This window comes from Novosphingobium sp. PhB57 (genome assembly GCF_004342985.1).
Classification (GTDB): Bacteria; Pseudomonadota; Alphaproteobacteria; order Sphingomonadales; family Sphingomonadaceae; genus Novosphingobium.
Genome location: NZ_SMBO01000003.1, coordinates 455,202 through 481,095, shown reverse-complemented (window position 1 = coordinate 481,095; position 25,894 = coordinate 455,202). Strand labels below are relative to the sequence as shown.

Annotated in this window: 25 protein-coding genes; 17 read left to right on the top strand and 8 right to left on the bottom strand. The window is 67.1% G+C overall.

All coding sequences use genetic code 11. The annotated features are described in order from the left end of the window. Positions 1 to 27 precede the first annotated feature (27 nt). Positions 28 to 261, bottom strand: a complete 234-nt coding sequence (locus tag EDF58_RS12805) for a hypothetical protein (RefSeq protein ID WP_132265966.1) — start codon at positions 259 to 261, stop codon at positions 28 to 30. A gap of 157 nt (positions 262 to 418) precedes the next feature. Here EDF58_RS12805 and EDF58_RS12800 point away from each other — a divergent pair, with 157 nt between their 5' ends. Then, positions 419 to 1,027: an NAD(P)H-dependent oxidoreductase gene (locus EDF58_RS12800; protein WP_132266270.1), complete on the top strand. Its 609-nt coding sequence runs from the start codon at positions 419 to 421 to the stop codon at positions 1,025 to 1,027. A gap of 23 nt (positions 1,028 to 1,050) precedes the next feature. Then, entirely contained in the window at positions 1,051 to 1,176 is a 126-nt protein-coding gene (locus EDF58_RS26630; RefSeq protein ID WP_279388323.1) for a hypothetical protein, read from the top strand. A gap of 258 nt (positions 1,177 to 1,434) precedes the next feature. On the opposite strand, the gene EDF58_RS12795 is transcribed toward EDF58_RS26630, so the two are convergent. Next, complete coding sequence (locus EDF58_RS12795) at positions 1,435 to 1,842, bottom strand: DUF3597 family protein (protein ID WP_132265965.1); 408 nt, start codon at positions 1,840 to 1,842, stop codon at positions 1,435 to 1,437. Positions 1,843 to 1,962: 120 nt separating this feature from the next. Between EDF58_RS12795 and EDF58_RS12790 the strand changes: the two genes are divergently transcribed. The 3 genes from EDF58_RS12790 to EDF58_RS12780 all read left to right on the top strand — a co-directional run bounded on the left by EDF58_RS12790 (position 1,963) and on the right by EDF58_RS12780 (position 3,574). Then, the gene (locus EDF58_RS12790) at positions 1,963 to 2,544 is read left to right on the top strand and encodes a DUF4142 domain-containing protein (protein ID WP_132265963.1); all 582 of its coding nucleotides are present in this window, start codon (positions 1,963 to 1,965) and stop codon (positions 2,542 to 2,544) included. Positions 2,545 to 2,736: 192 nt separating this feature from the next. Next, a complete protein-coding gene (locus EDF58_RS12785) occupies positions 2,737 to 3,141 on the top strand; it encodes a thioesterase family protein (RefSeq protein ID WP_132265961.1) in 405 nt (134 codons plus the stop codon). A 79-nt stretch (positions 3,142 to 3,220) separates the two neighbouring features. Continuing rightward, positions 3,221 to 3,574: a hypothetical protein gene (locus EDF58_RS12780; RefSeq protein WP_132265960.1), complete on the top strand. Its 354-nt coding sequence runs from the start codon at positions 3,221 to 3,223 to the stop codon at positions 3,572 to 3,574. Positions 3,575 to 3,599: 25 nt separating this feature from the next. Here the strand turns inward: EDF58_RS12780 and EDF58_RS12775 are convergent, their stop codons facing one another. From EDF58_RS12775 to EDF58_RS12755, 5 genes are all read right to left on the bottom strand, one after another. After that, on the bottom strand, positions 3,600 to 5,435 hold the full coding sequence (locus EDF58_RS12775) for an acetyl-CoA hydrolase/transferase C-terminal domain-containing protein (RefSeq protein WP_243654225.1): 1,836 nt from the start codon (positions 5,433 to 5,435) through the stop codon (positions 3,600 to 3,602). Next, the gene (locus EDF58_RS12770) at positions 5,432 to 7,549 is read right to left on the bottom strand and encodes a 3-hydroxyacyl-CoA dehydrogenase NAD-binding domain-containing protein (protein ID WP_132265958.1); all 2,118 of its coding nucleotides are present in this window, start codon (positions 7,547 to 7,549) and stop codon (positions 5,432 to 5,434) included. The genes EDF58_RS12775 and EDF58_RS12770 overlap by 4 nt, the downstream gene beginning before the upstream one ends. Before the next feature lie 11 nt (positions 7,550 to 7,560). After that, positions 7,561 to 8,847, bottom strand: coding sequence for an acetyl-CoA C-acetyltransferase (locus tag EDF58_RS12765; protein WP_132265956.1), 1,287 nt, complete (start codon positions 8,845 to 8,847; stop codon positions 7,561 to 7,563). Next, a complete protein-coding gene (locus EDF58_RS12760) occupies positions 8,844 to 11,114 on the bottom strand; it encodes an acyl-CoA dehydrogenase (protein WP_243654224.1) in 2,271 nt (756 codons plus the stop codon). Before EDF58_RS12760 ends, EDF58_RS12765 begins: the two co-directional genes overlap by 4 nt. 91 nt (positions 11,115 to 11,205) lie before the next feature. Continuing rightward, positions 11,206 to 11,418 carry a DUF2945 domain-containing protein gene (locus tag EDF58_RS12755; protein WP_132265955.1) on the bottom strand — a complete coding sequence of 71 codons (213 nt, stop codon included), beginning with the start codon at positions 11,416 to 11,418 and terminating at the stop codon, positions 11,206 to 11,208. A 185-nt stretch (positions 11,419 to 11,603) separates the two neighbouring features. Between EDF58_RS12755 and EDF58_RS12750 the strand changes: the two genes are divergently transcribed. The 11 genes from EDF58_RS12750 to EDF58_RS12700 all read left to right on the top strand — a co-directional run bounded on the left by EDF58_RS12750 (position 11,604) and on the right by EDF58_RS12700 (position 23,424). After that, positions 11,604 to 13,553, top strand: coding sequence for a methyl-accepting chemotaxis protein (locus tag EDF58_RS12750; protein WP_132265953.1), 1,950 nt, complete (start codon positions 11,604 to 11,606; stop codon positions 13,551 to 13,553). Positions 13,554 to 13,560: 7 nt separating this feature from the next. Then, entirely contained in the window at positions 13,561 to 14,937 is a 1,377-nt protein-coding gene (locus tag EDF58_RS12745; protein ID WP_132265952.1) for a chemotaxis protein CheW, read from the top strand. Beyond that, positions 14,934 to 16,049: a chemotaxis-specific protein-glutamate methyltransferase CheB gene (gene cheB / locus EDF58_RS12740; protein ID WP_279388322.1), complete on the top strand. Its 1,116-nt coding sequence runs from the start codon at positions 14,934 to 14,936 to the stop codon at positions 16,047 to 16,049. The genes EDF58_RS12745 and cheB overlap by 4 nt, the downstream gene beginning before the upstream one ends. After that, a complete protein-coding gene (locus EDF58_RS12735; RefSeq protein ID WP_132265950.1) occupies positions 16,046 to 16,894 on the top strand; it encodes a protein-glutamate O-methyltransferase CheR in 849 nt (282 codons plus the stop codon). Before cheB ends, EDF58_RS12735 begins: the two co-directional genes overlap by 4 nt. Beyond that, positions 16,894 to 18,831 (top strand): chemotaxis protein CheA, encoded by a 1,938-nt coding sequence (locus tag EDF58_RS12730; protein ID WP_132266258.1) that lies wholly within the window; start codon positions 16,894 to 16,896, stop codon positions 18,829 to 18,831. Before EDF58_RS12735 ends, EDF58_RS12730 begins: the two co-directional genes overlap by 1 nt. Beyond that, complete coding sequence (locus EDF58_RS12725; protein ID WP_132265948.1) at positions 18,828 to 19,073, top strand: hypothetical protein; 246 nt, start codon at positions 18,828 to 18,830, stop codon at positions 19,071 to 19,073. The genes EDF58_RS12730 and EDF58_RS12725 overlap by 4 nt, the downstream gene beginning before the upstream one ends. A 95-nt stretch (positions 19,074 to 19,168) precedes the next feature. Further along, the gene (locus tag EDF58_RS12720) at positions 19,169 to 19,552 is read left to right on the top strand and encodes a response regulator (RefSeq protein ID WP_132265947.1); all 384 of its coding nucleotides are present in this window, start codon (positions 19,169 to 19,171) and stop codon (positions 19,550 to 19,552) included. After that, a complete protein-coding gene (locus EDF58_RS12715) occupies positions 19,549 to 20,187 on the top strand; it encodes a chemotaxis protein CheX (RefSeq protein WP_132265945.1) in 639 nt (212 codons plus the stop codon). Before EDF58_RS12720 ends, EDF58_RS12715 begins: the two co-directional genes overlap by 4 nt. 52 nt (positions 20,188 to 20,239) lie before the next feature. Then, on the top strand, positions 20,240 to 22,216 hold the full coding sequence (locus tag EDF58_RS12710) for a hybrid sensor histidine kinase/response regulator (protein ID WP_132266255.1): 1,977 nt from the start codon (positions 20,240 to 20,242) through the stop codon (positions 22,214 to 22,216). A 115-nt stretch (positions 22,217 to 22,331) separates the two neighbouring features. After that, the gene (locus EDF58_RS12705; RefSeq protein ID WP_132265943.1) at positions 22,332 to 22,793 is read left to right on the top strand and encodes a pyridoxamine 5'-phosphate oxidase family protein; all 462 of its coding nucleotides are present in this window, start codon (positions 22,332 to 22,334) and stop codon (positions 22,791 to 22,793) included. Between the two features lie 58 nt (positions 22,794 to 22,851). Beyond that, positions 22,852 to 23,424, top strand: coding sequence for a transcriptional regulator (locus EDF58_RS12700; protein ID WP_132265942.1), 573 nt, complete (start codon positions 22,852 to 22,854; stop codon positions 23,422 to 23,424). 9 nt (positions 23,425 to 23,433) lie between these two features. Here EDF58_RS12700 and EDF58_RS12695 read toward each other — a convergent pair whose 3' ends face one another. Next, positions 23,434 to 24,351 (bottom strand): LysR family transcriptional regulator, encoded by a 918-nt coding sequence (locus EDF58_RS12695; protein WP_132265940.1) that lies wholly within the window; start codon positions 24,349 to 24,351, stop codon positions 23,434 to 23,436. A gap of 215 nt (positions 24,352 to 24,566) precedes the next feature. Here EDF58_RS12695 and EDF58_RS12690 point away from each other — a divergent pair, with 215 nt between their 5' ends. After that, positions 24,567 to 25,796: an MFS transporter gene (locus EDF58_RS12690; protein ID WP_132266253.1), complete on the top strand. Its 1,230-nt coding sequence runs from the start codon at positions 24,567 to 24,569 to the stop codon at positions 25,794 to 25,796. Positions 25,797 to 25,894 lie beyond the last annotated feature (98 nt).

The window sequence follows — 25,894 nt, the reverse complement described above, 5'->3', positions numbered from 1 at the left end:
TTGCTGCGGCGTGCCGCGGCGGAAAGGTCAGCCGTGAGAGCCTCGCCGCGCTCCGCCCACGCCGCCGGTCGTTTCGGCATCGGCGCCCGGATTGAGGCGCTCGTCTTCCTTGTCGGCGTGAAGCTCCGCTTCCCGGGCGCGGGCCGGATCCTTCTGGGGAACGCCTTGCGGCGGCTTGCCATCGCGGTTGGTCCAGCGTCCGTCGGGCGTGCCGGCGGTTCCGGTGACATTGCGGGAATCGTCGGGTTCGTACTCGGCCATGATCCTTCTCCTTCGACAGAAGAAAGGCGCGAGCAGGCGGCCCCGTTCCCAGCTTTCGTTTTCAATCGGTCTTGCCGGCAGGGCGCCCTGCGCTCGAACCAAACGCCGGGTCCCGCGTTGGTTCTGCAAACATGTATCGGAAGAAGGACGCCTGCCCGTGACACTCAAAGCCCTGGCCATCAATTGCACTCTGAAGTCCGATCCAGCCGAGCCTTCCTCCACGGACGCGATGATCGCGGTTCTCGCGAAGGCCTTTGCCGAACGCGATGTCGAGATCACGGAGACCGTGCGGGTCGCTGAGCTCAACGTGCTACCCGGCGTGACCTCGAACGAGGGCGAAGGTGACGATTGGCCCGGCTTGCGGGAAAAGATCCTGGCGCACGATATTCTGGTGTTCGGCGGCCCCATCTGGATGGGCCAGATCGGCAGCGTCGCCAAGCGCGTGCTCGAACGGATGGATGCTTTCCTCGACGAGACCGACGACCAGGGCCGCATGCCCAGCTACGGCAAAGTCGCGGTGGCAGCGATCGTCGGTAACGAAGACGGCGCCCATTTCTCATCGGCCCAGCTGTTCCAGTCTCTCAACGACGTGGGCTGGACGATCCCGGCTGTCGCGGCCTGTTACTGGGTAGGCGAGGCAATGGGATCCATTGATTTCAAGGACTTGGACAAAACACCTGAAAAAGTCACCAAGACGGCAAGGATGGTGGCAGGCAATGCGGCGCACCTTGCAGGTCTGCTGAAGACCTCGCCCTACCCCGGTTGAACCGCGCGATCAGGAGATTGGGAATGACCGATAGGAAAGAGGAAGTGAAAGGCGCTGCCAAAGTAATGAAGGGGTACGCCAAGCGCCTTGCGGGGGAGCTTGCCGGCCGTCCCGACCTGGTGGTGGAAGGAGAGAAGGAACAGACCTAGGCCCTCCACGAGATCCGCCGCGCCCGCGACGCGGGCAGCGAAGGGGAGTTATAAGTGCGGCACGCTCGATCCACATGAAGAGACAGGCCGGCAACGGGCGCTAGGCGCCGCACGCTGCCGACCTGTCCGAAACCGCGAGACCGCGGCTTCACCCCACCGGGGTGCGCTCATAGCGCCGCTTTGGCAGGGCGCATTAACCGAGGTTACTTTTCAGGATTTACGCTCGGTCCTCATTTGATACCTACCCATGTCTGATACTTATTGGCGAAGGCTGTCGGGCACGATGCCGCCATTCTTGGCAAGGCTGTCCATGACGGCGCGATGGAGGGCAATATTCTGCTCTGCCGAACCGTCTGCAGCGGCATGGACGCCCAGTTCGTCTGCGAGTTCCTTTCGCGCGGAGAGGCTGGAATCGAGATCCAGCAGTTTCAGCAGGTCGACGATGGAGGTCTGGTAATTGCCGCCATGGTCCGCCTTCATCGATGCCATTTCCTCAAGCACCGCGCCGACGTCCACGGGTTCCGCCGCTTCAGGCGCGGCTGCGGCAGGCGCGGGGGCGGCCTGCGTGGGGGCGGGTGCCGCAGGGGCGTTTTGCGTAGGCGCGGGGGCGGCTTTCGCCTTGTTGCGATGGAAGACCTTGTCGAAGATATTTCCTAGCATTCCCATAGTCTTGCTCCTGCCTTGCCGGGACGCTCCACGATCCTTGCGACCGAGAGCAGTCTGTCCGGGAACGCGCGGCGGACTGGTTGGTTCACGATGGAGCATAGTGAGGAAGAGGAAATCACCATGAAGCACCGGGTACTATACGCCGTCTCGTTCGCAGCACTGGCCCTCACGGCCTGCAAGAAGGAGGCTCCCGCCACGAATGACGTGGCTACGGCACCGGCAACGGAAGTGGTTCCCGGCGCCATTCCGGGGGCGGACATGCCGATGGGCACGGCCACGCAGACCCCTGCGCAGGCCTTCGCCAATGCCGCCGCCAGCAGCGACGCCTTCGAGATCGAGACGTCCAAGCTGGCCATGGCCAAGGGCCAGTCGGCCGCCGTGAAGCGTTTCGCCGAAAAGATGATCGACGCCCATACCCAGTCCACCGCCAAGCTGAAGGGCGTGGCTGACAAGCTGTCGCCCGCGATCACGCCGGACGCCGGCCTCAGCGACGCGCAGGATCAGAAGCTCGATGCACTGAAGAATCTCACCGGGGCCGATTTCGACAAGGCCTATGCCTCGGCGCAAGTCGATGCGCATCAGATGACTCTCGACAAGCTGAAGGACTACGCGGCGAACGGCGATTCCGCGCCTCTCAAGGCTTTCGCGAAGGAATTGGTGCCTACGGTGACAGCGCACCTGAACATGGCCAAGGCGCTCTAGTTCGCGAGCGGACCAAAGGTTTTAACCTGAAGTTTCGGGCCGTTTCCAAGCGGAAACGGCCCGAAACCACCATTGCCATCGGTGGTGCGACGGGGCGTTTCCGTTCTGTCGTGATACCGCAATGCTTCGGGCTTATCCGAAGCGGATGATATTTGTCTGCTGCGCGCGCCGCACTTCTGCTAGAGTCTTCCTGTGAGCACCGCGATTCCCCACGACTTCCGCATTGGTGTCGATGCAAACGACATCGACTTCATGGGCCATGTGAACAACGCCAGCTACCTCAAGTGGGTGCAGGACGCTGTCCTTGACCATTGGCGCGCCTTTGCGCCTACCGAAGTGGTGGGCCAGCATCTGTGGGTCGCGCTCAAGCACGAGATCACCTACCGCAAGCCCACTTTCCTGGGGGACGACGTGATTGCCACCGTGCTCCTGGAAAAGGTCCAGGGTGCGCGGGCGTTCTACGAAACGATCATCAAGCGCGGTGAGGAAGTGCTGGCCGAAGTGAAGTCCAGCTGGTGCTGCCTCGATGCCGTCACGCTCAAGCCTTCCCGTTTGGCACGCGACGTGATCGACCACTTTTTCGGCAGCGAGTCCTGACAGCCTGACCAGGTTTTTCCGGCGCTTCCGTGAAGGGCCGGTACTTGGGTCATCTGTCCACTCGTGGTATCAGCGCGCCATGTTTCCCGCCGCTATCTTGCTTCTGGCAGCGATGCCTCCGGCTTCTTCCTTCATAAAGGCGCACTCCGACCGGCCCATCGGTGAGGTTGCCGCCTGCGTGGAAACCGAGTTCGACGATGTCGGCGTCAGTGAAAACCTGTCGGTGGAAACCGGCAGGAAGGTGAATTTTCGCGTCGCCAAGGAAACCGATACGCCGACGAGCCCCTTGATGTCTTTCGAGGCGCGGCACGACGGCACGCTGGTTCTCTATGGTTTCGGGGACTGGAAGGACGCGGTGGAACCGATGTGGAAGAACCTGGCGCGGGAATGTTTTCCAGAGGTCCAGAGCACGGCGCCGAAACCAAAGCCCTGAAAACGGCCCGATCGATCTGCCTGGTTCATTCCACGGATCGCAGGGCCCCGAGTACCAAGGTGCGGTAGGTTCGCGAACGCAGGCCTGACGGGGATTGCAGATCGAGGCGTTCGAGCGCTTCCTCCTCCTCCCGCGTCGGCGTGGGGCGAGCAAGTCCGCGCGCTGCGATGGCTGCCAGCGCGCCGGGGCGCCCGCCGGTTTCGGACAGATGCTGCAGCGCGGGCACGAGCCGCTGCTCGACCGGCGTGAAATCGGTGCCGAAGGGATAGGCGGGAAAGTCGTACCTTGGCAGGGCGTCGGTGATGCGCTGCGGAAGGTTGGACCGCCATTCCTGCGGGATGCGCCAATCCGCTCCGATTTTTCCGGCGCTTTGCGCTGCTTCCAGAAGTTCGTCCTGAAACCGGCTGTCGGCCACGGCGATCAGGCGCTGGATCACCCGCTCGTCGCTCATGCCGCGAAGGTCGGCCACGCCGTATTCGGTGACCACCACGTCGCGCAAGTGGCGGGGGATCGTCTCATGGCCGTAGCTCCAGACGATGTTGGATTGCAGCGACCCGTCGTGCAACCGGGTGGCGGGCAGGGTGATGATCGAGCGCGCGCCGTCCAGTTCCATCGCCTGCGCCACGAAGTTGTATTGCCCGCCCACGCCGCTGACGACGCGGCCGTCCTCCAGCCCGTCGGAAACCGTGGCGCCGAGCAGCGTCACCATCATCGCGCTGTTGACGAAGCGGGCGTCGACGCGGGCGGCCCGCTTGGCCGCTTCGTCGCCGTAAAGCGCGTTGACCCAGGAGATCTCGCGCATGTGGATAAGGCCGCGCGTGGCTTCGTCCATGTCGCGCAGCGCTGCGTAGAAGGCGCGGGGACCGACGAAGAAGCCGCCGTGCAGCACGGCGCCGTCGACTTCGCGCTTGACGATATCGGCCCGGATCAGTTCGACGAAGCCGTCGACCAACATCTCGGTGGGCGCATAGAGGCCGTGTTCGAAGGCACCCATCTCCACGGGCGGGCGCACTTGCCCGGCCACGAGCAAGGTATCGATGGCGCTGCGGAAACGGTCTGGCTGGTGCTGGCGCAGGATCAGCGAATGGGCCACGGCATCGCCGATCTCGCCGATACCGATCTGCAGCGAACCGCCATCCGCCACCAGCGAGGCGACATGGACGCCGATCGCGTGCTGCGCCGGGCTGACCGGCTGCTTGGGCGGCCCGAACAGGGGAAACCGCGTCTCCGCACTGTCGAGGATCATGGCGAAAGCATCGGCGGGAAGGTCTGCCGGCCCGGGCATGAACGGCAGCTCGTCATTGACCTGACCGACCAGCAGGAAGTCGGCCTTGCCCGCCTCCCGATGGCGGAGCAGGTCCAGCGTCATGTCGCTGTTGCAGCTGAGGCTGAAGCGGTCCTCCCGGCGGGCGACGATCTGCGCGATCACGTTCACGCCCTGATCGAGCAGGCAGCGCACGGCATGGGTGTAGTTGGCCGAAATGTAGCTGCGCTGGGCCACGGCGTTGGTGAGCCGGCTGCCCGCCTGGAAGAAGAACTCGTTCACCTCGATGTTGGGCGGCAGGTCGCCCGCCCGCTGGGCGGCGGCATACGCAAATTCGGGATAGCCACCCATCGTGCGTGCGAAAACCGGCTCAAGAAAGCGGCGTTCGAGGTCCGACCCCAGCGCGGGCGGTTCCAGCGTCAGCGCGGTGAAGATCACGAGCCGTATCGATGGATCGCCCCGGGCACGATCGAACAGGGCATTGGCGACATGGGGAGACTTGCCCAGCCCCAACGGCAGGCCCAGCACGATCCGCCCGCCGGTATGGGCAATGATGCGATCCGCGATCTCTTCCGGATCGGTGAGATATGGGGTCACGTCAGCGCGTCCCACCCCGCGTTCGGTTCGAAGCGCGGCCCATGCTTGGCGGCCAGTTCGGTGAGCGCCGCGACCACGTCACTCACGCCGCGTTCTTTGGCATAGTGCAGCGGGCCGCCGCGGAACGGCGCGAAGCCGGTGCCGAAGATCATCGCCGCGTCGATCACGTCGGCATCGTCGTTCACCCCCTCGCGCAGCACGGCGACGGCGGTGTTGAGCATCGGCAGGATCAGGCGGTCCGCCAGATCGGCTTCGGGCGCTGCGGCGCTTCCGTGCCGTGCACCGTGCCCCTTTACCGCCTTGCCGTCTCGCCAGACGTAGATGCCCTTGCCGGTCTTCTTGCCGAGGTCGCCGGCCTCCACCTTTTCCTTCAGCCATGGCGGGGCATCGGGCATCGGCCAGTCGAGTTCGCGCTTCAGCATCTCGGCGACGGCCAGCCCGATGTCGAGCCCCACCTGATCGGCGAGTTCCAGCGGACCCACCGGCATGCCGAAATCGGTCGCCGCCTTGTCGATGACTTCGGGGGCGAGCCCCTCGTCCATCAGGGTCAGCGCTTCGACCAGGTAGGGCGTCAGCACCCGGTTGACGATGAAGCCCGGCGCGCTCTTCGCGGGCGCGGGCAGCTTGCCGATGCGACCAACGAAAGCGCGGGCCTGTGCCGCGACATCCGCATCGGTGCCGTCATGAGTCACCACTTCCACCAGATCCAGCCGCGAGACCGGGTTGAAGAAATGAATGCCGACCAGTCGTTCGGGCCGCTGGAGCCCTTCGCGCAGTTCGGCCAGCGGGATCGAGGAGGTGTTGGTGGCCAGAATGGCGCCGTCCTTCATGCGCGGCGCGGCATCGGCGTAGAGCTTGCGCTTGAGATCGGCCTTCTCCGGCGCGGCCTCGATGACCAGATCGGCGCTCGTCACGCCGTGGCCTTCGGGATCGGGGATCAGCCGGTCCAGCGCGTCGCGGATCTTGAGCCGGTCGCCATGCGCGATCTTCTCGTAGAGCGCGGCCGCGCGGCCGATGGCCTTGCCGATCGGCTCGGGCTTCACGTCGGACAGGCTGGTGCGCAGGCCCTTCCACGCGCACCACGCGGCAATGTCCCCGCCCATGGCGCCCGCGCCGATGACATGGACTTGCGCGATGCCGGAAGTCTTGCCGGCCAGTTCCTTCAGCTTCTGCCGCAGGAAGAACACGCGGATCAGGTTCTGCGCCGTGTCGGTCAGCATCAGCTTGGCGAAGGAGCCGATTTCCGCCTGCTTCATGGCATTCAGGTCGCCGCCGTGCTCCTCCCAGAGATCGATCAGCGCATAGGGCGCGGGATAGTGCGCAGACGGCGCGCGGCCCTCGGCCTGCGCGCGCATCTGCCGGGCGGCGATGCGGCGTGCCGGGGCGCTGTCCTTCAGCCGTTCCACCAGACCCTGCCGCGCCTGCTCCAGATCGCCGCCGACAGCGGCTGCGATGGCGGCGGCGACATGGCGCTCGGGCACCACGGCATCGACCAGCCCCATGCGCCTGGCCTGCCGGTCATGGATCGACTTGCCGGTGAGCATGGCGCTCATCGCCTCGATCGGATCGCACAAGTGCGTGAAGCGCGCGGTGCCGCCAAGGCCGGGGTGGAGGCCGATCTGCACTTCGGGAAAGCCGAATCGCGTGCCCTCCACGGCAATACGCTGCGTGCAGGCGAGGGCCAGTTCCAGCCCGCCGCCCATGGCGTAACCGTGCATGACGGCGATTGTCGGTATGGTCAGCGCGGCCAGCCGGTCGACCACCTCGTGCGCCGCCGCGATCCTCGCGCGGATCGCGCTTTCGTCAGTGACGCCGCGAAATTCCGCGATGTCCGCGCCTGCAAGGAAGCCGTCCCGCTTGGCCGACCGGATGACGAGCGCCTTGGGCGCACGCTGCTCGACAAGGTCGAGGATGCGGGAGAATTCCTCCAGCACCGCTTGCGACAGGGTGTTGGTGCCGGTGCCCTGCTGGTCGATCACGGCCCAGGCGACGCCATCGGCATCGCGCGCAAAGCTCCAGTGCGTGAAGCCTTCGGTGCTTTCCGGGTGGTCGTGGGGAACGGGGCCGAGCGTCAGGTCGCGGTCGGCCAGATAAGTCCATACGGGATCGTTCATCGTGGCCTCCTTCATGCGCGTTCGATCAGCATGGCGCCGCCCTGGCCCCCGCCGATGCATTCGGTGGCGATGCCCCGGCCGCTGCCCAGCCGCTCCATCGCCTGCACCAGATGGAGCGCGATGCGCGCGCCGCTGGCACCGACCGGATGGCCGAGCGAGATCGCCCCGCCGTCGACATTTATGCGCCCGGGATCGATGGTGCCCGCCGCGCCTTCCAGACCGAGCACCTCGCGGCAGAAGCCCTCGTCCTGCCAAGCGGCCAGGCAGGCCAGCACTTGCGCGGCGAAAGCCTCGTTCAGTTCCCAGAGGTCGATGCTGTCCAGCGAGAGTTCGTTGCGTTTCAGCAGCGCGGTGGAAGCAAGCACCGGCCCGAGGCCCATGATCGAGGGATCGAGCGCTGACCACTGGCTGTCGACGATGCGCGCGCGGGGCTTGAGGCCATGGCGCTCCACCGCCGCTTCCGAGGCGAGAATGGTCCAGCAGGCGCCGTCAGTGATCTGCGAACTGTTGCCGGCCGTGACTTTGCCGTAGGGCCGCTCGAACACGGGCTTGAGCTTGGCCAGCTTGGCAGGCTCGCTGTCCGGTCGGACGCCGTCGTCGTGGTCGTGGACGGTGCCGTCACGGGCGAAGGCGGGTTCGAGTTCGCCTTTCAGCCAGCCTTCCGCCTGCGCCTTCGCCAGCCGCTTGTGGCTCTCTACCGCATAACGGTCCGCCGCCTCGCGCGAGATCGAGAAGAGGTGGGCGAGCACTTCGGCGGTCTGCCCCATGCCGAGATCGGTGATCGGATCGGTCAGCCCGCGTTCGAGGCCGACGATGGGCTTCAGGAAATCGGGCCGGAAGTGGCTTGCGGCCTTGAGCGCGCCGAGCGGGCCGGACTTGTTGCCCTGCATTTCCGCCAGCCATTCCACCGCGTCCTGCCGCAGCACCAGCGGGGCGTGGCTCAAGGCTTCGGCTCCGCCTGCCAGGATCAGGTCGCTGCCGCCGTCGGCGATGTAGCGATAGGCCGTGTCCATCGCCTGCATGCCGGAGCCGCAGTTGATCTGCACGGTGAAGGCGGTGGTCTGGGGGCCGCAGCCAAGGCGCAGGGCGGCGACGCGGGCCGGGTTGGCCTCGTCCGCGATGACGTTCACGCAGCCCAGGATCACCTGATCGAAGGCCGTCGGCGTGAACGGCTGGCGCAGCAGCAGCGGCCGCCCGCACTGCACGGCCAGATCGACCGGGGTGAAGGGACCGGGGCCGCCGCGCGCCTTCAGGAACGGGGTGCGGGCACCGTCGACGATATAGACCGGGCGGCTCATTCGGCGGGCTCGGCAATGCGCGGGGTGGCCGTTTCGTGGCCGGACTGGTCGAGGTCTTCGGCCGCGAAGTCGTCCACCGCGATCACTTCCGCCACGGCCGCATCGGCGGCGCGCAAGCTCTCCAGTTCCCCATCGGTGATGAGGCCCTGTTCGTGCGCCTTGTCCAGATCGCGGATGCGCGCCTTGCGCAGGCGGTCGTGGACGGGCTGGGTCGCCACGGTTTGCTGGAAAGCGTCGGTCAGGCGGCCGACGGCCTCGTCCGCTCCGCCGATATAGACGTTCTCCACCAGCCGGTCGCGCGCGGCGCAGGGTTCCAGCAGGATGTCCGCGCACTGGCGGATCGTGCGGTCCGACGGGCCGTTGCGACGGCGGCCGAAAGGCTGGATGAACAGGCGCAGCATCCAGCCGACCGGACGGGCCGGGAAGTTGGCGATGATCTCGGCAAAGCGTTGCTCGATGGTGGCGAAGCCGCTTTCCATGCACCAGGCCAGCAGCGGCAGGTCTTCGTCCTGCCGGCCTTCGTCTTCCCAGCGCTTGAGCGCGCCGGACAGCAGATAGAGTTCGGAAAGCACGTCACCCAGGCGGCCCGAGAGCAGTTCGCGCCGCTTGAGTTCGCCGCCGAGCGTCAGGAACGAGATGTCCGAAACGAAAGCGAAAGCGGCGGCATAGCGGCTCATCTGCCGGTAATAGCGCGTGGCCTTGCCTGCCCTGGGCGCGGGGGCGAACCTGCCGCCGCTCCAGCCGCGCACGAAGGCGCGGATCGCCGTCTTCAGCGCATGGCCGATGTGCTTCCACAGCACCTGGTCGAAATTCGCCAGCGCCCGGCCGCGATTGGCATCGCCCACGGCGCGGATTTCCTCCAGCAGGTAGGGGTGCGAGCGGATCGCGCCTTGTCCGAAGACCATCAGGCTGCGGGTGAGGATATTGGCGCCTTCCACCGTGATGCCCACCGGAATGGCGCGGTACTGGCTGCCGAGGTAGTTGCGCGGTCCTTCGATGATCGCCTTGCCGCCGTGCACATCCATGGCATCGTTGATGACGACGCGCATCCGCTCGGTGGCGTGAAGCTTGAGGATCGAGGAAATCACCGCCGGGTGGTTGCCCTGGTCCAGCCCGGCGCACGTCAGCCGCCGCGCGCCGTCCAGCAGATAGGCGTTGCCGGCGATGCGGGCGAGGCGCTCCTGAATGCCTTCGAACTTGCCGATCGGCAGGTTGAACTGCGAGCGGACGCGGGCATAAGCGCCGGTGGTATGGGCCGCGAAAGCGCCTGCTGCCGCCGAGAGCGAAGGCAGCGAGATCCCGCGCCCGGCCGCCAGCGCGCTCATCAGCATCTTCCAGCCCTGGCCGACGCGCTCCGGCCCGCCGATCACGTTTTCCAGCGGGATGAACACGTCATGCCCTTCGTTGGGACCGTTCTGGAACGTCTGCATGGAGGGGATGTGGCGGCGGCCGATGGTCACGCCCGGCAGCTCCGTGGGCACGAGCGCGACTGTGATGCCGATATCGTCCTGATGGCCCAGCAGATGGTCGGGATCACGCAGCTTGAAAGCCAGGCCGAGAATGGTCGCGACCGGCCCCAGCGTGATGTAGCGCTTGTGCCAGTTGAGGCGGATGCCCAGCACGTCCTCGCCGTTCCATTGGCCCCGGCAGATCACGCCCTCATCGGTCATCGCGGCGGCGTCGGACCCGGCCTCGGGGCTGGTAAGCCCGAAGGCCGGCACTTCGCGCCCGTCTGCCAGGCGGGGCAGCCAGTGCTCCTGCTGTTCTTTCGTGCCGAAGCGCAGGATCAGTTCGCCCGGCCCAAGCGAATTGGGCACCATGGCCGTCACTGCAGTGGAGACCGATCGCGTCGCGATCTTGCGCACGATTTCGCTATGCGCGAAGTTGGAAAAACCAAGGCCGCCGTGTTCCCTGGGGATGATGATGCCGAAGAACTTCTCGCGCTTCAGGAAGTCCCAGGCTTCGGGCGGCAGGTCGCGGGTTTCCCAGGTCATGCGCCAGTCGTCGATCATGGCGCAGAGCCTGTCGACCGGGCCGTCCATGAAGGCGCGTTCTTCTTCGGTCAGCGTGGCGGGCGGGATCGCCAGCAATTGCTCCCAGTCCGGATTGCCGGTGAACAGCGCGGCGTCCCACCAGGTATTGCCTGCGTCGATCGCCTCGTTCTCCGTGGCGGACAGTGCGGGCAGCGCGGACTGAACGAGCGAAAGAACCGGACGGGTGAGGATTTCGCGGCGGGCGGTGGTCATGATATGGGTCGCGGGCGACATCGGGCAGGCTCCTTCTCCTGCCCCGCACAACGCCTCTGCAAGGCGAATTGCTCCCGGCTCCGTCTCAAGTCAGCCTCGCGCAGACGCGGCTTCAGGACTTGCGCCGCAGTTCCTCGGGCTTGTGCGCCGCTTTCTTGCCCGACTTGTCGCTCTTGACGATATATTGCGGGTCGTCCGGCGTGGCGGCGACCTTGTGGCGCTTGATATGCGTCTCGGTGGTCTGCTTCTTCTGGACAGTGCCGTGTGTCGCGCCCTGGCTGGTGTCCCACTCCACCTTGTCGCCTTTCTTGAATTCCTTCGTCATGGCGCTGTCGCTCCTGCTCGCGGATATTCTCCGCCAACGCCCGCCGCCGGGTCGGCGTTCCTGTCCGTCCGCTCCTTTCGGGCCTGTGCTTTAGTGCTGGGAGCTTGATGGCGGCCATGGTTTGCGCATATGCCGGGAGGATCACGAGTGGCCCATCCGCTGCCGGGTCATCTGAGAGGTCTTCCATGCCCCTAGTCAAGAAATCCGCGCTGGCTGCCCGCAAGACGGCCCCCACGGGCTCCGGCACCGATCCGGTCGCCCCGCAGGCGGTGCCGCGCACGGCCGCGGCATCGGCCCGTGGAGGGCGGCGCGCGGTCACCGTGCTCGAACGGCTGGACGAGGCGACACAGGAACTCGCCAGCGGGCTTACCGAGGCGGCGAGCGCTGCGGGAGAACTCCAGCGGGCCGCCGATCACATTTCCGTCTCGGCCGAAGAAGCGGCAGGCGCGGCCCAGGAATCGCTCGGGCTGATCGCCAGCCTGCGTGGCAATTTCCGCGAATCCAGCGAGCGCGCGGGCGCTGCGCAGCGGCACATCGAACTGGTGCAGTCGGGCTTTGCCGAAGCGGCGACGCAGATCGACGCTTCGGTCGCCGCGATCGTCCTGAATGGCGAGCGGCAGCTGGGATCGGTCCAGCTTGTCGAGAAGCTGGAGGCCACGGCCGCGTCGATCATCGCGATCGGCGGCACGGTGGCGGACCTTTCGGAGCAGACCGGGATGCTGGCGCTCAACGCGGCTATCGAGGCGGCGCGCGCCGACGAGGCGGGAAGGGGCTTCGCGATCATCGCCGACGAAGTGCGGGAACTGGCCGACGATTCGGAGCGGAACGCCGCGGAAATCCGCAGTCTGGGTGACAGCATCGTCTCCGAAATCCGCCAGGTGGCCGAGCGCATCCGCCGTGCCGCCACGGTTGCCATCAGTCAGGCCGATGGCGGGCGGGCGCTGGTGAACGATCTTCAAGAGGCGCGCGGGCGGCTGTCCTCGCTCGGGAAGGGCGCGCAGGATATCGCGCTGGCCGCCATGGAGGCCGACAGTGCCGCCACCGAGGCGGAGAAGGGCGCGGAGCAGATCGCCGCCGCGGCCGAGGAGCAATCGGCGGCAGCGGCAGAAGCGCGGCAGGCCGTGGAGCAGCAGGCGGCCTCGCTGGAGCAGAGCCAGCAGACCGCCGAGACGCTGGCAGTGCTGGCAGACCGGCTTTCGGGCGAAGTCGGCGGAGAGAACGCCGGGCAGGGCCAGGAAAGCGGCGCGGCCGAGCAGATCGCGGCGGCCGCCGAAGAGCTTTCGGCCACCGTGCAGGAACTGTCCGGCGCGGCGGGCGAGATCCTCGTGGCCATCGAGCAGATTTCGCGCGGCGCACAGATCCAGGGCGCGGCCACCTTGCAGGCCAGCGCCGCGATGGTGCAGATCGAAAAGGCGGCCATATCCGCCCAGGAACGCGCGGAAGAGGCCAGCACGGGCATCGCCGCAGTGATCGCCACGACCGAGCAGGGCAGCACCCAGGTGATGGCCCTGGTGTCAGGCGTCACCGAAAGTGTCGAGGAAACCCGCGCGGTGCTGTCGTCGCTCGGCACGATCGGCGACACCGGCCGCCGGATCGAGAAGATCGGCGACGGGCTGGCGCTGGTCGCGCTCCAGACCAACATGCTCGCGGTCAACGGCGCGGTGGAAGCGACCCGAGCGGGCAGTGCCGGCGCCGGTTTCTCGACCGTGACCGGCGATATTCGCAAGCTTGCGCGAGAGGCGGCAGCCAATGCGCAAGACGTCAAGGACGCGGTGCGCGCCATCCAGGACCACTTGACCCTCGTACGCAGCGATCTCGACCAGATCGTGGGCGCCGCTGAAACCGAAGGCGGGCGCAACCGCGCGATGATCGAGCGTTTCTCCGTCATGGCCGAAAACCTTTCCGAGACCGGGCGCGGAAATGCCGCCATTCTCGGCGGAGCGCAGGCGATCCTGCACGCCGTGCGCGAGATCCGCAGCGGCAGCGACCAGATCGCCTCGGCCGCCGAACTTGCCGCAGGCGCAGCCCGGCAGGCCAGCGCTGCCGCCCGCCAGCAGGCGCAAGGCGCGGAGGAACTGGCGGCGGCGATCGAGGACATCGCGGCGCTGGCCGTTTCGCTCGACCGCGGCGCCTGATCGGTCCGTGTCCGCGCGGGCGGCGGCCGAAAGCGAAGATACGGTTCTCAATTTCGTGGCGGACGGCCGGCGAATGGCCCTGCCTGCCCGGCTGGTTCGCGAAATCTCGGCTCTGCCGCGACTGACCCCGGTGCCGTTCGGTGCCGCCAGGTTGCTGGGCCTTGGCAACTTTCGGGGGCACATCCTGCCCGTTCTCGCGCTCGGGGATGCCAGGAATGGGGCCGGCGAAGGGGCGCCCGCGCGGGCCTTGCTGCTGGACGGCGCCCGGCCGGTGGCGCTGGCGGTGGATGCCGTGCTCGGCCTGGGCGCAGGAGGGGATGGCGAGAACCTGGACCTCGATGCGCTGCTCGCGGCCAGTTTCCCGGCTCCGGAGCGACGCGCTGCGACCCATGCACCGCTGCATGCGGAGCGCAGCGAAGCGGTGCGGGACGAGCGCCTGGCACTTCTGGTCATGGATCTGGCCGGCCAGCGTTTCGCCTTGCCCGCCGATCAGGTGCAGGAAGTGCTGACGAAGCCCGCCGATCTTGCCGTCGTTCCCGGAGCGGCGGCAACGGCGCTGGGGGCCATCGAACATCGCGGCAGCCTTTTGCCGCTGTTCTCGCTGGCCCGCCTGCTGGGTTTCGAGGCCGAAGCCCCTGCCGCGCGCGAGCAGATCGTGGTCGTGCGCGTCGGCGCGGGCCGGGTGGGACTGGTGACCGAGCGGGTGCGCAATGTCGTTCATGTCGAGCATGGGCGACTGGAGCCGGTGCCGGGCGTGCTGCTGCGCGGGGATGCGGAGACCTCGATCCAGGCGATCTGCCGTCCCGGTTCGGGCGAGCGCCTGATTTCCGTGCTCGATGCCGATCATTTGCTCGATGCCGAGGCGGTGGCCGGGATGGAGGCGCTTCCCGACTTGCCGGATGTGACCCCGGCGGCTGTGGAGGCGGAGAGCGCCTACCTTGCCTTGCGAGCGGGTGGGAACCGGCTGGCGATGCCGCTCGGCTCCGTGGAAGGGGTGGCGCGGGTGCCGGTTCTCTCGGCTATTCCCGATGCGCCGGGCTGGCTATCAGGCATGGTCAATGTGCGCGGGTCTGCAGTGCCGGTGATCGACGTTACCATGCGGCTCGGCGGCGGATCGGTGGCGGAACGGGAGGGCAGGCGCCTCGTGCTCGCGCGGCAGGGCGGGGATGTCGTCGGCCTGCTGGTCGAACGCGTGGACGGCCTCATCAGGCTGACGAAGGCGGCCATCGAGCATCCGGAGGCCGGCGGCGAGGCGGACGCGATCTTCGATGGCTATGTGCGCCTGGCCGATGGTGCCGGCGCGGGGGAGCGCATCGCACTGCTGGTCTCGCCCCTGACCCTGATCGACGCGGCCGGGCGCGATCTGCTGGAGGCGGTGCGTTGACCGCGATCCGGCTGCTGATCGTCGACGATTCCGCGCTGATGCGCAAACTGCTGATCCAGCTTTTCCGCGAGGACGGCGGGTTCGAGATCGCAGTCGCGCGCGATGGCGCCGAGGCGCTGGCCATGCTTTCCACTTTTGCGCCCGATGTGGTGACGATGGACGTGCACATGCCGCAGATGGATGGGCTCGCCTGTCTCGACCGGATCATGGTGGACCGGCCCTGTCCGGTCGTCATGGTCTCGGCACTGACGCAGGAGGGCGCCGACGAGACGCTGGAGGCGCTGTCGCTGGGCGCGGTCGATTTCGTGGCCAAACCCGAGGGGCCGATCTCGCTGGAGATCGACCGGATCGCCGACCCGCTCGTGGAAAAAGTGCGCGCGGCGGCGTCTGCGCGCCTGCCGCGCTTCGTGCGTCTGGCCGACCGCCTGCGGGCAAGGGCTCATGCGCGCGCTTCTGCGATGAGGACCGGGCATCCCGCTGAGACGCAGCTTGTCGGGAGGGAACCGGCCCAGCTGCCGGGCGCCGAGCCGCTGGACGGCATTTCCGCGGTGATCGTCGGTTCCTCTACAGGCGGCCCGCCCGCGCTCGATGCCTTGCTGCAGCCGCTGCCGGCTGATTTTCCCTGGCCCATCGTCATCGCGCAGCACATGCCGGCCAGCTTTACCGGGCCGCTCGCCCGCAGGCTCGACCGGCAATGCGCGCTGACCGTCAGCGAAGTGACCGGCGCCGTGCCGCTGCTGCCGGGGCATGTCTATATCGGCCGCGGCGATGCCGACGTGATCCTGTCACGCCGCCGGGGAGAGGCTTTCGTGCTGGCCGCGCCCGCCCGCGCCGACTTGCCCTGGCACCCGAGCACGGATCGGCTCGTCGAGTCCGCATGCGATGTGCTGGGCGCCGAGGCCCTGGTGGGGGTACTGCTCACCGGCATGGGCAACGACGGGGCGCAGGCCATGGCGCGCATGCGGCGCGAGGGCGGCCGTGCGATAGCGCAGGACGCTGACAGCGCCGTCGTCTGGGGCATGCCGGGGGCGCTGGTCGCGCTGGACGGCGCCGACCTGGTATTGCCGATGGACCGCATCGCCGGCCAGTTGCTCGACTGGGCCGGCGCATGACGGAAACAGGAACGGGCCTTTCGCCGGGTTCGGGCGTCGAGAACGCCGATATCGCGCGCATCAGCGACTTGCTGCGCGGCTGGACCGGCATGACTTTCGGCCCGAACAAGACCTATTATATCGAGCGCCGACTGGTGGATCGGATCCGGCGCACCGGATCGCCCGATGCGCGCGCCTATTTCACCCGCCTCCTGACCGACGCGGAAGAACGGCAGCAACTGATCAATGCCGTCACCATCAACGAAACCTATTTCTTCCGCGAGGAACACCAGTTCGCGGCGCTCGCCAATACGATCCTGCCGGAACTGGCCCGCACGCGCATTCCCGGCGACCGCATCCGCATCTGGTCGATGCCCTGCGCAACGGGCGAGGAAGCCTATTCCATCGCGATCTGGCTGCTCGAATTCTGGCCGCTGGTGGATGCCTATAACATCGAGATCGTCGGCTCCGACATCGACACAGCGGCGCTCGCCGCCGCGCGCGAGGGCGACTATGGCGAGCGCGCCGTGGCCCGCATGCCCGAAGAACTGCGGGCGGCCTATTTCGAGCGGGACGATCGGCACTACCGCCTGATCGCGGACTTGCGCGAATCCGTGCATTTTGCCTACGCCAATCTGATCGACGCCAGTTCCATGGCCGCACAGGGCCAGTTCGACGTGATCCTCTGCCGCAATCTCCTGATCTATTTCGATGAGGCAGGCAGGCAGGTGGCGGCGGACAACCTGCATGGCGCGCTGCGTCGGGGCGGCTATCTTTGCCTTGGTCACAGCGAATCGATGACCCGGATCGACGATCGCTTCAATCTCGTTCGCCTTGACGACGCGATCGTCTATCGTCGCTCATGATGGACGAATTGCTCGAACAGTTCCTGATCGAGGGACGGGATCTCGTGGCACAGGCGCAAGGCGATCTGGTGGCCCTGGCGCGCCAGCCCGAACGCCGCGACGTGCTGGACAGCCTGTTCCGCGCGGTCCACACGCTGAAGGGCTCGGTGGCCCTGTTCGAAATGGCGCCCGCCGAGCGCGTGCTGCACCGTGCCGAGACGCGCCTGGATCAGGCCCGGCGCGGCGATGCGGTGCTGACGGCGGAAGACTTCGACGGCTTCGTGGCAACGGTGGACCAGGTTGACCGCTGGATCGACGATGTGGAACGCGACGGCCGGCTGCCGGCGGATGCCGAGACGCGCAGCCTTGCGCTTGCGGCCTCGCTGGATGAAGCGGAACGCCCGCCCGCGCCGCCGGAAACGACCGGCGAACTGCCGGACTGGACCGCGCCGATTGTCCGCAGCGCTGCCGCGGCGGATGGAGCCGGCGCCATGTCCGCCTTCCGCTACAGGCCCGATCCGGACTGCTTCTTTCGCGGCGAAGACCCCCTGACCGTCGTGCGGGCGGTGCCGGGCCTGCTGGCGATGGAACTGCAACCGGCGCCGGACGCGCCGGACCTCGCGCAGTTCGAGCCGTTTCGCTGCGCGATGCATCTGCTGGGACTCTCCAGCGCCGAGCCGGACGATGTACGCGCGGCCTTTCGCATGGTGCCCGATCAGGTCGAGGTGGTGCGGCTGCGCCAGGGCGAGAGCGAACCCGGCGCGTTGGAAACGGCCCCGGCCGACCCGGGCGAGGGCGGCGGCATGCTGCGCGTCTCGGCCTTGCGGCTCGACGTTCTCGCTGCCGAAGTGGGCCAACTCGCGGTGGCGCTCAATGCCCTGGAGGCGACGGCCGAGCGCGCGGCGGTGACGGACCGCGCGCTGGCCGCCGAGCTGCGCCGCGTTCAGGGCGAGCTGTCACGCGCGCTGGGGCGGCTTTCCTCGACGGTGGCCGAAGTACGCCGGGTGCCGTTGCAGCCCGTCCTGCGCCGCCTGCCGCGCCTGGCGCGCGAACTGGCCGCCTCGCTGGGCAAGGACGTCCGGTTCGAACTGGCCGGCGAGGGGGCGGAAGTGGACAAGCAGGTGGCGGACGCCATCTTCGAGCCGCTGCTCCATCTCGTGCGTAACGCCATCGACCATGGCCTCGAAAGCGCCGAGCGACGTGCGGAGGCGGGCAAGCCTGCCACCGGGACCGTCCGCCTGAGCTTCCAGCGCAGCGGAGACCATCTTGCGGTCGCGCTTTCGGACGACGGCAAGGGCATCGATGCCGCGGTAATCCGGCAGGCGGCGGTGGCTCGCGGCCTCCTGGACGAGGCGGCCGCGGCAGCACTGACGGATCGCCAGGCCTTGCGGCTGATTTTTGCGCCGGGCTTTTCCACCTCGCAAGAGGTTACCGACGTGTCGGGCCGGGGAGTGGGCATGGACGCCGTGCAGCGCGCGGTCGAGCGGATGCAGGGCTCGATCGAGGTGGAGAGCACGCTCGGCCAGGGCACCGATATAGCCATCCGCCTGCCCCTCACGGCGATCCTGACGCGCCTGGTTACGGTGCGTGTCGCCGGCGAGCGCTATGGCCTGCGCATGGACCAGATCCACGAGACGCTGCGCATCGACCCTGCCGAGATCCAGGAGCTTGGCCATGGCCGTGCCTGCGTGATCCGCGACCGCACGGTGCCGGTTTTGTCGCTGGCGGCGCTGCTGGGCCACGAGGACACGCCGGGGGGCGAAGCGGCGAGACTGGTGGTGACCGGGGCGGCAGGCGAGCGGATCGCGCTGCGCGTAGACGCCGTGGGCGAGCGGATGGATGCCGCCGTGCGCGAGCGCTCCGGATTGCTCGCCGCGATGCCGGCCATCGGCGGCACTGCCGTCGATGCCGATGGCGGGGTCCTGCTCGTGCTCGATCTGCCGGAGCTGCTGTCATGAGCATCGTCGTGGAAAGCGAGATCGTGCGTCTGGTCGGGGCCTGCCCGGTCGAGGATGCGGAGCCGCTGCTTTTGGCGCTGCAGGACGATCCGCAGCGCGTCGTGGACGTCTCGGCCATGGAAGGCGCGCATTTCGCGGTGTTGCAACTGCTGGCGCTGTTCGCCCGGCGGATCGAGGGGGACTTTGCCGATCCCCTGCTTCAGCGCCTGTCCTTTGCCGCACCGCAACCGCCGGCTTTGTAATGAAAGTTATACCCGCCTTCAGGTTCGCGCCCTATAGGTCGGGAAAATCGCCCTCGCGGGCAGCACCATGAGCAGCAGAAATTGAGGAGCAGTCCGTGTCGGTTACCGTGATGATCGTGGATGACAGCAAGCTTGCGCGGATCGTGGCATCCAAGGCCCTGGCCCAGCTCCAGCCGGAGTGGAGCAAAGTGGAAGCCGGCAGCGCGCGGGAGGCGCTGGAAGTGATCGAAAACGAGACGGTCGATGTCTCGCTGATCGATTTCAACATGAGCGAGACGGACGGGCTGGAACTTGCGGCCGAGTTGCGCGCTATGCGGCCCGAGATGCCGATTGCGATCATCACCGCCAACATCCAGGACGAGATCATCGCCCGCGCCCGCGAAGTGGGTGCGGCGTTCATCGCCAAGCCCGTGACCAGCGATGGTCTTTCGGGCTTCCTTTCGGGTGCCGCGCTCAAGCTGAGAACCACGCGGGCATGATTCCGGAGCAGGTTGCCCTTACCGAGCTTGAACGCGATGCGCTGACGGAAATCGTCAATATCGGGGTGAGCCGCGCTGCCTCCAGCCTGCGCAAGATGATCGGCGAGCAGGTTCTGCTCTCCGTCCCTTCCATCGAAGTGGTGAGCCACCGGCGCGCCGCGCGCCTCATCAGCGAGCGCGAAGTGGCCGAGCTGATCGCGGTACGGCAGGATTTCCGCGGGCCTTTCTCGGGCCGCGCGCTCCTGATCTTTCCCGAGACGAACAGCCTCGAACTGGTGCGCGCCGTTACCGGCGGCGAACTCAGCGCCGAGGAAGTGGTAGAGATGGAGCATGAGGCCCTGGCCGAAACGGGCAACGTCATACTCAATTCCTGCCTGGCGACGATGGCGAACATGCTGAAACGGTCGTTGACGATGACGATCCCGGAAGTGCTTCGCGGCAATGGCGCGACCCTGTTCGAGGTGGACGAGTCCGGCGCCGAGGAAGGTCTCGTGCTGTTCCTCTACATCGACTTCGCCGTGCGCATGCGCGACATCAGGGGCTATATCGCCATGTTGATGGACATCCCCTCGCTGGCGACGCTGAAGGAACTGCTGGACGAATTCATCGCGAGCGTCGTGGGCGACGATGCCTGACACGGACGGGGGACCGGGCGGCGGCGCCGGTGATGGCACAGGCGGAAACGGGATGGCGCGCGCCGCGGGCAGCGCCCTGAACGACGAGCAATTGCGCGCGGTTCTTGCGGCGGCCGGGGCCAGCGGGTCCTGGGACTGGGACATCGCCGGGGAACGCTTGTTCCTCGATGCCAGCTTCGCCGAACTCTACGGCCTGCCCACCGACCAGATCCGGGACGGTTTCCCCACCGCCACGTTCTTCCGCTCGATCCATCCCGAAGACCGCCCCCGCATCCGCATCGCGGTGGCGGGCATGCTGGCCGGGGCCTCGCTGTTTTCCAAGGAGTTCCGCGTCGTCACGCCGGCGGGCAAGGTCCTGTGGATGCACGGGCGCGGGCAATGCCATCTCGATGCCGATGACGAGCCGTTGCGCTTCACCGGCCTGCTGGTCGACGTTACCGAGCGCAAGCGTACCGAAGAACGCCTGCGCATCGCGCAGAGTGCGGGCGGGGTCGGCACTTTCGAATATAACGACGGCTTCGCGACCGTGTCCGTCTCCACCGAATTCTGCGTGTTGCTGGGCCTGCACCCGGCGGACCGGCTCCCGCTGCGAACGATCAATTCGGTCGTCAGCGAAGGTGAACTGGCGCTGATCCCCGAAGGCGTGCAGGGCGCCCTTCCGGACACGCTGGCGGGCGAGTTCCTCATCCGCAGGGGCGACGACGGCGAACTGCGCTGGATCGCCCGGCGCGGCGAAGTGCAGTATGAGGCGGACGGCACGGGTTACCGTTTGCTGGGCGTCATCTACGACGTAACCAACGCCAAGCGGCAGGAAGCCACGCTGCGCGAACTGGCGGAAACGCTGGAACAGCGCGTCGCCGCCGAAGTCGCGGAACGCCAGCATGCCGAAGAGGCCCTGCGCCAGGCGCAGAAGATGGAGGCCGTCGGTCAGCTTACCGGCGGCATCGCTCACGACTTCAACAACCTCCTGACGATCATCATCGGCAGCATCGACATGGCCTCTCGCCGGGTGGCGCCTTCGGCCGATCCGCGCGTGCGGCGCTCGCTGGAACAGGCGATGAAGGGGGCCGAGCGCGCCGCCGCACTGACCCACCGCCTGCTCGCCTTCTCGCGCCGCCAGCCTCTGGACCCGCGCGCAGTGAACGTTCGCGACTTGCTGGAAGGCATGTCGGACCTGCTCTCGCGCACGATCACCGAGGCCATCGCCATCGCCATCGATGCGAATTCCGGCGTGTGGATGATCGAGGCCGATCCTCACCAGCTTGAAAATGCCATCCTGAACCTGGCGGTCAACGCGCGCGACGCCATGCCCGAGGGCGGTTCGCTGCGGATCACCGCTCGCAACGCAGTCCATTCCGGCACGGGCGGGGACATGCCCGCCGGCGATTATGTGGCCATCGAAGTGGTCGACAACGGCGTTGGCATGGACGAGGCGACGCTGGCGAAAGTCTTCGATCCCTTCTTCACCACCAAGGACGTGGGCAAGGGCACGGGGCTGGGCCTGTCGATGGTCTATGGTTTCGCCAAGCAGTCGGGCGGCGGCATCGACATCGCCTCGGAGCCGGGCAGCGGCACGCGGGTGGTGCTTCACCTTCCGCGCGGCGATGCAAGCGCAGTAGAGGATCAGGCCTACCATCCCGCCGCCGAGGATTTTGGCCGCCCTTCCGAGACGATCCTGGTGGTCGAGGACGATGACGACGTGCGCCGCTACGCCGTGGGCGCGCTCTGCGATCTCGGCTACCGCGTGCTGGAGGCGGCCGACGGTTTTGCCGCGCTCGACCTGCTGCGCGGGCGCGATCGACCCGTGGACCTGCTGGTGACCGACGTGGTGATGCCGCGCATGTCGGGCAGCGAACTGGCCCAGTCCGCCCACGAGATCGTGCCCGGTCTCGGCGTCCTCTACACCTCGGGCTACCCTCACGACGCGATCATGCACGAAGGGCGGCTGGGCGAGGGCGTGGAACTGCTCTCCAAGCCGTTCACCATGCAGGCGCTGGCCGCGAAAGTGCGCGAACTGCTGGACCGCTGAGCGCCGTCAGCGCCGCAAGGTTCCGGCTGGCGACGCTCCTGCCCGCTTGGTCTTTCCCTCGGGAGCATCGATGCCCATCACGGGTTGATTTCGGCAACCTCATGGGAGAACTGCAATGACCAGCAAGACCCTCAGCGACCTTGCCGAGAAGATGAAGGACATAGATTTCACGATGCTCTCCACCCACGGCCCCGGCGGCACGATCGCCGCGCGGCCGATGAGCAACAACCGCGATGTGGAATATGACGGCGATTCTTGGTTCTTCACCACCGAGGATACCGCGATGGTATCCGAGATCGCCGACGATCCCCGCGTCGGCCTGAACTTCCAGGGCAAGGCCGGGATCCTGGGCATGCGGCCATTCTTCATTGCCGTGGAGGGCAAGGGCGAACTGATCCGCGACAAGGCCCAGTTCGCCGCGCACTGGACCAAGGATCTCGATCGCTGGTTCAAGGACGGCGTCGATACGCCCGGCCTCGTGCTGATCCGCGTGGGAGCAGAGCGCGCTCACTACTGGGACGGCGAGGACGAAGGCGAAGTGATCGTGGAGAGAGGGTCCTACGTTGGTGGGCCCTGACGCTTTCGGCTCCGCAGGTCCGGCTCGGCGCGTCCCTCCGGGGGCGTGTTGAGCGGGCATGCGCGTATTCCTCGATTTCGAAGCGTCTTCGCTGGCGAAGCGCAGCTATCCGATCGAGGTGGCCTGGGTGTTCGAAGACGGGCGCTGCGAAAGCCATCTGATCCAGCCGCACCCGGACTGGACGGACTGGGACGAGGAGGCCGAGGCCATCCACGGTATCTCCCGAAGCCAGCTTGCGCGCGAGGGGGAGCCGCATGACCGGGTGGCGCTCCGCATGGTGGAGGTGCTGACCGGCCACGACCTCTTCGCCAGTGCGCCGTCATGGGATGCCAAGTGGCTTAACGCGCTGCTGCGCAGCGTGGGTTTCCCCAAGCACCAGCTTCGGCTGGGCAAGACTTCCGAGATGATCGCGCGGGAACTGGGCACTCTGCTCGGAGAAGCGTTTTCACCGGAGGAATCCCGGGAGGCTGTGAAGGCAATTCTTGCAGATACGGACCCGGCGCGGACGGGCTCGCCCGCCCATCGTGCGCTGCCCGATGCGCAGGCCGATCGCTCGCGCTGGCTCGCAGCGCGCGGGGCTGCCGAGGCGCTCCGGCAGGCGAAGGGCCATCTGCCGCCCCGGACGGCGTAGCGCCGACGCCTACCCGGCCAAACCGCCATGATCCTGACGAGCCGCGGCCATGAGGCGATCCTTGAACCAGATCATGCCTGCATCGCTCGCCCGGGCCGCGTGATACTGGATCATCTCCCGCATCGGCGGCATGGCGATCGGTGCGGGTCGGATTTCGAGCGGTAACAAGGGTGCAAATAGCCGGGCGAGCCGCTCATGCATCAAAGCCAGCAAGTGCGTGCCGGGCAGCAGCCATGGCACCAGCGAGAACGATGGCGCCGTCACTTCGATGCGCCGCCGGTCATCGGCCGCCAGCAGGTGCCGCTCCGCGAACGAGGGGACGCCGGTGATCCTTACCGCCACATGGCCGCAGGAATGGAAGGCCTCTTCGGTCATCTCGCCGGAAAAGACGGGGTTCCCCGACCAGCCCACCACGACGTGGCGCTCCTCGAACAGCAGTTCGCTGGGGTGGTCGGCGCTGAGAAACTGTTCCGGCGTGAGCTGGAAGTCGAGTTTGCCGTCTTCCAGCAGCGCGCTCGTCTGGCGGGTGGGCAGCACGACGTTGATTGCCACGTTCGGGGCTTCTGTCTTGAGCTGGGGCAGCAGGGGACTGAGCAGGATCGTGGCGATGTAGTCGGAAGCGGCGATTTCGAAGCGGCGGTCGGAGGTGGCCGGATCGAAGGCCGTGGCCCCGGATATGAGCGCGCGAAGGCTGCGGACCGCTTCGGAGACTTGCGGCGCCAGCGCCAGGGCATGGGGCGTCGCCACCATCCGCCGGCCATGCGGCACCAGCAGTTCGTCGTTCAGCGCCAGTCGCAGCCGCGCAAGCGCCGCGCTCATGGCCGACTGTGTCAGGTTGAGGCGCTGCGCCGCCCGCGTGACGTTCTGCTCCTCCAGCAGCAGTTCCAGCGCGATCAGCAGGTTGAGATCGAACTTGTCGAGGCGCATCGAATATCGATCCTGTCCATGATAAGAGCATTGAACCAGAGGTTTCATCGATGATGAACCGATCCAAGTCCAGCCCTATGGAAGCGATTTGCCAAGCGAGGCCGTCTGGCTATCATGCGCTTCATGTTAAAGAGGAATCACGCGGGCCGCACGGGCCGATGAAGGCCGACGCTGGTCGCGACGGGCAGGAGCGCGGGCCTCTTTCGAGGCGCTCGATGGTGATCGCCGCATTCTCGACCATCGTCGAGTGGTACGATTTCACGCTTTACCTCTATCTCGCGACCGTGCTGTCGCGCGTGTTCTTCGGCGGCGGCGAAGGATCGCTTTCGGTCACGCTCGGCGGGTTCGCCGTGGCCTATCTCATGCGGCCACTGGGCGCGGCGGTTTTCGGCCATGTCGGAGATCGCTATGGACGCCGGCGCATGATGCTGCTGTCCATGGCACTGATGACGGCGGCCATGCTCGCCACCGCCGCGATGCCGACTTATGCCAGCATCGGCGCGGCTTCGGGCTGGTTGCTGCTCGGCCTGCGCTGCGTCATGGCCTTCTCGGTCGGCGGCGAATATACCGGCGTCGTCGCCTATCTGATGGAAGGCGCTCACCGCCGGCGGCGGGGTCTGGTGACGTCCTCGGCGGCGGCCGCCAGCGAACTCGGCGGCCTGCTGGCGGCGGGCGTGTCGGCGCTGGTCGTCAATGCGCTGGCTCCGGCCGCGCTCGACGCCTGGGGCTGGCGCATACCCTTCCTGTTCGGCGCCGGCCTAGCCGGAGCCGTGCTGCTGGCCCGGGCAACGCTGGAGGAATCTCCCGAGTTCGAGCGGCAGGTGGTCCACCGCACGGTGCCCGAACGACCGCTGCGCCTCGTCCTTACCCGCCACCGCGCTGCGATCGGGCGCGGGTTCGCCATCTCCGCGCTGGGATCGATCACATATTACGTCGGCATCACTTATGTCCCGGCATTCGTCACCGAATCCGGTGTGATGGCGGAGAGCGAGGCCTTGTGGCTGTCCACGGCGGCGGCCTTTCTCGTCATCCTGGTCACGCCGTTCATCGGCGCGCTGTCCGACCGGATTGGGCGCCGACCGGTGCTTCTCGGCGTGGGCGCGCTGGCAGTGCTGCTGCCCGCCGCGTCCTTCGCCGCAATGGGAGAAGGATCCTACGGCGCCGCGCTGATTGGCGCGCTGTTGCTGGCTGCGCTGGGCGGCGCAGTGAGCTCGGTGGGGGCGGTAGCGACGGCAGAGCAGTTCCCCGGCGAGGGGCGTCTTTCGGGGCTGGCCCTGGGTGCCACGGCCGCGACGGCGATCTTCGGCGGGCTGGCGCCATTCGTGGCGCAATTGCTGGTCAAGGCAACGGGCTGGCAGGCCGTGCCAGGCGTGATGATCGCGATCGTGGCCATCGGAGCCTTGCCGGTATTCCTCAGAATGCCGGAAACCAGACCGACCCGCTGAAGCGCGCGAGTGTAGCCGGATTTCACAAATGGTGAAATCCGGCTTTGCCATTTATCGATGGTCGTCGCGGAAAAATCCCGTCATCTACACCGTTGCAT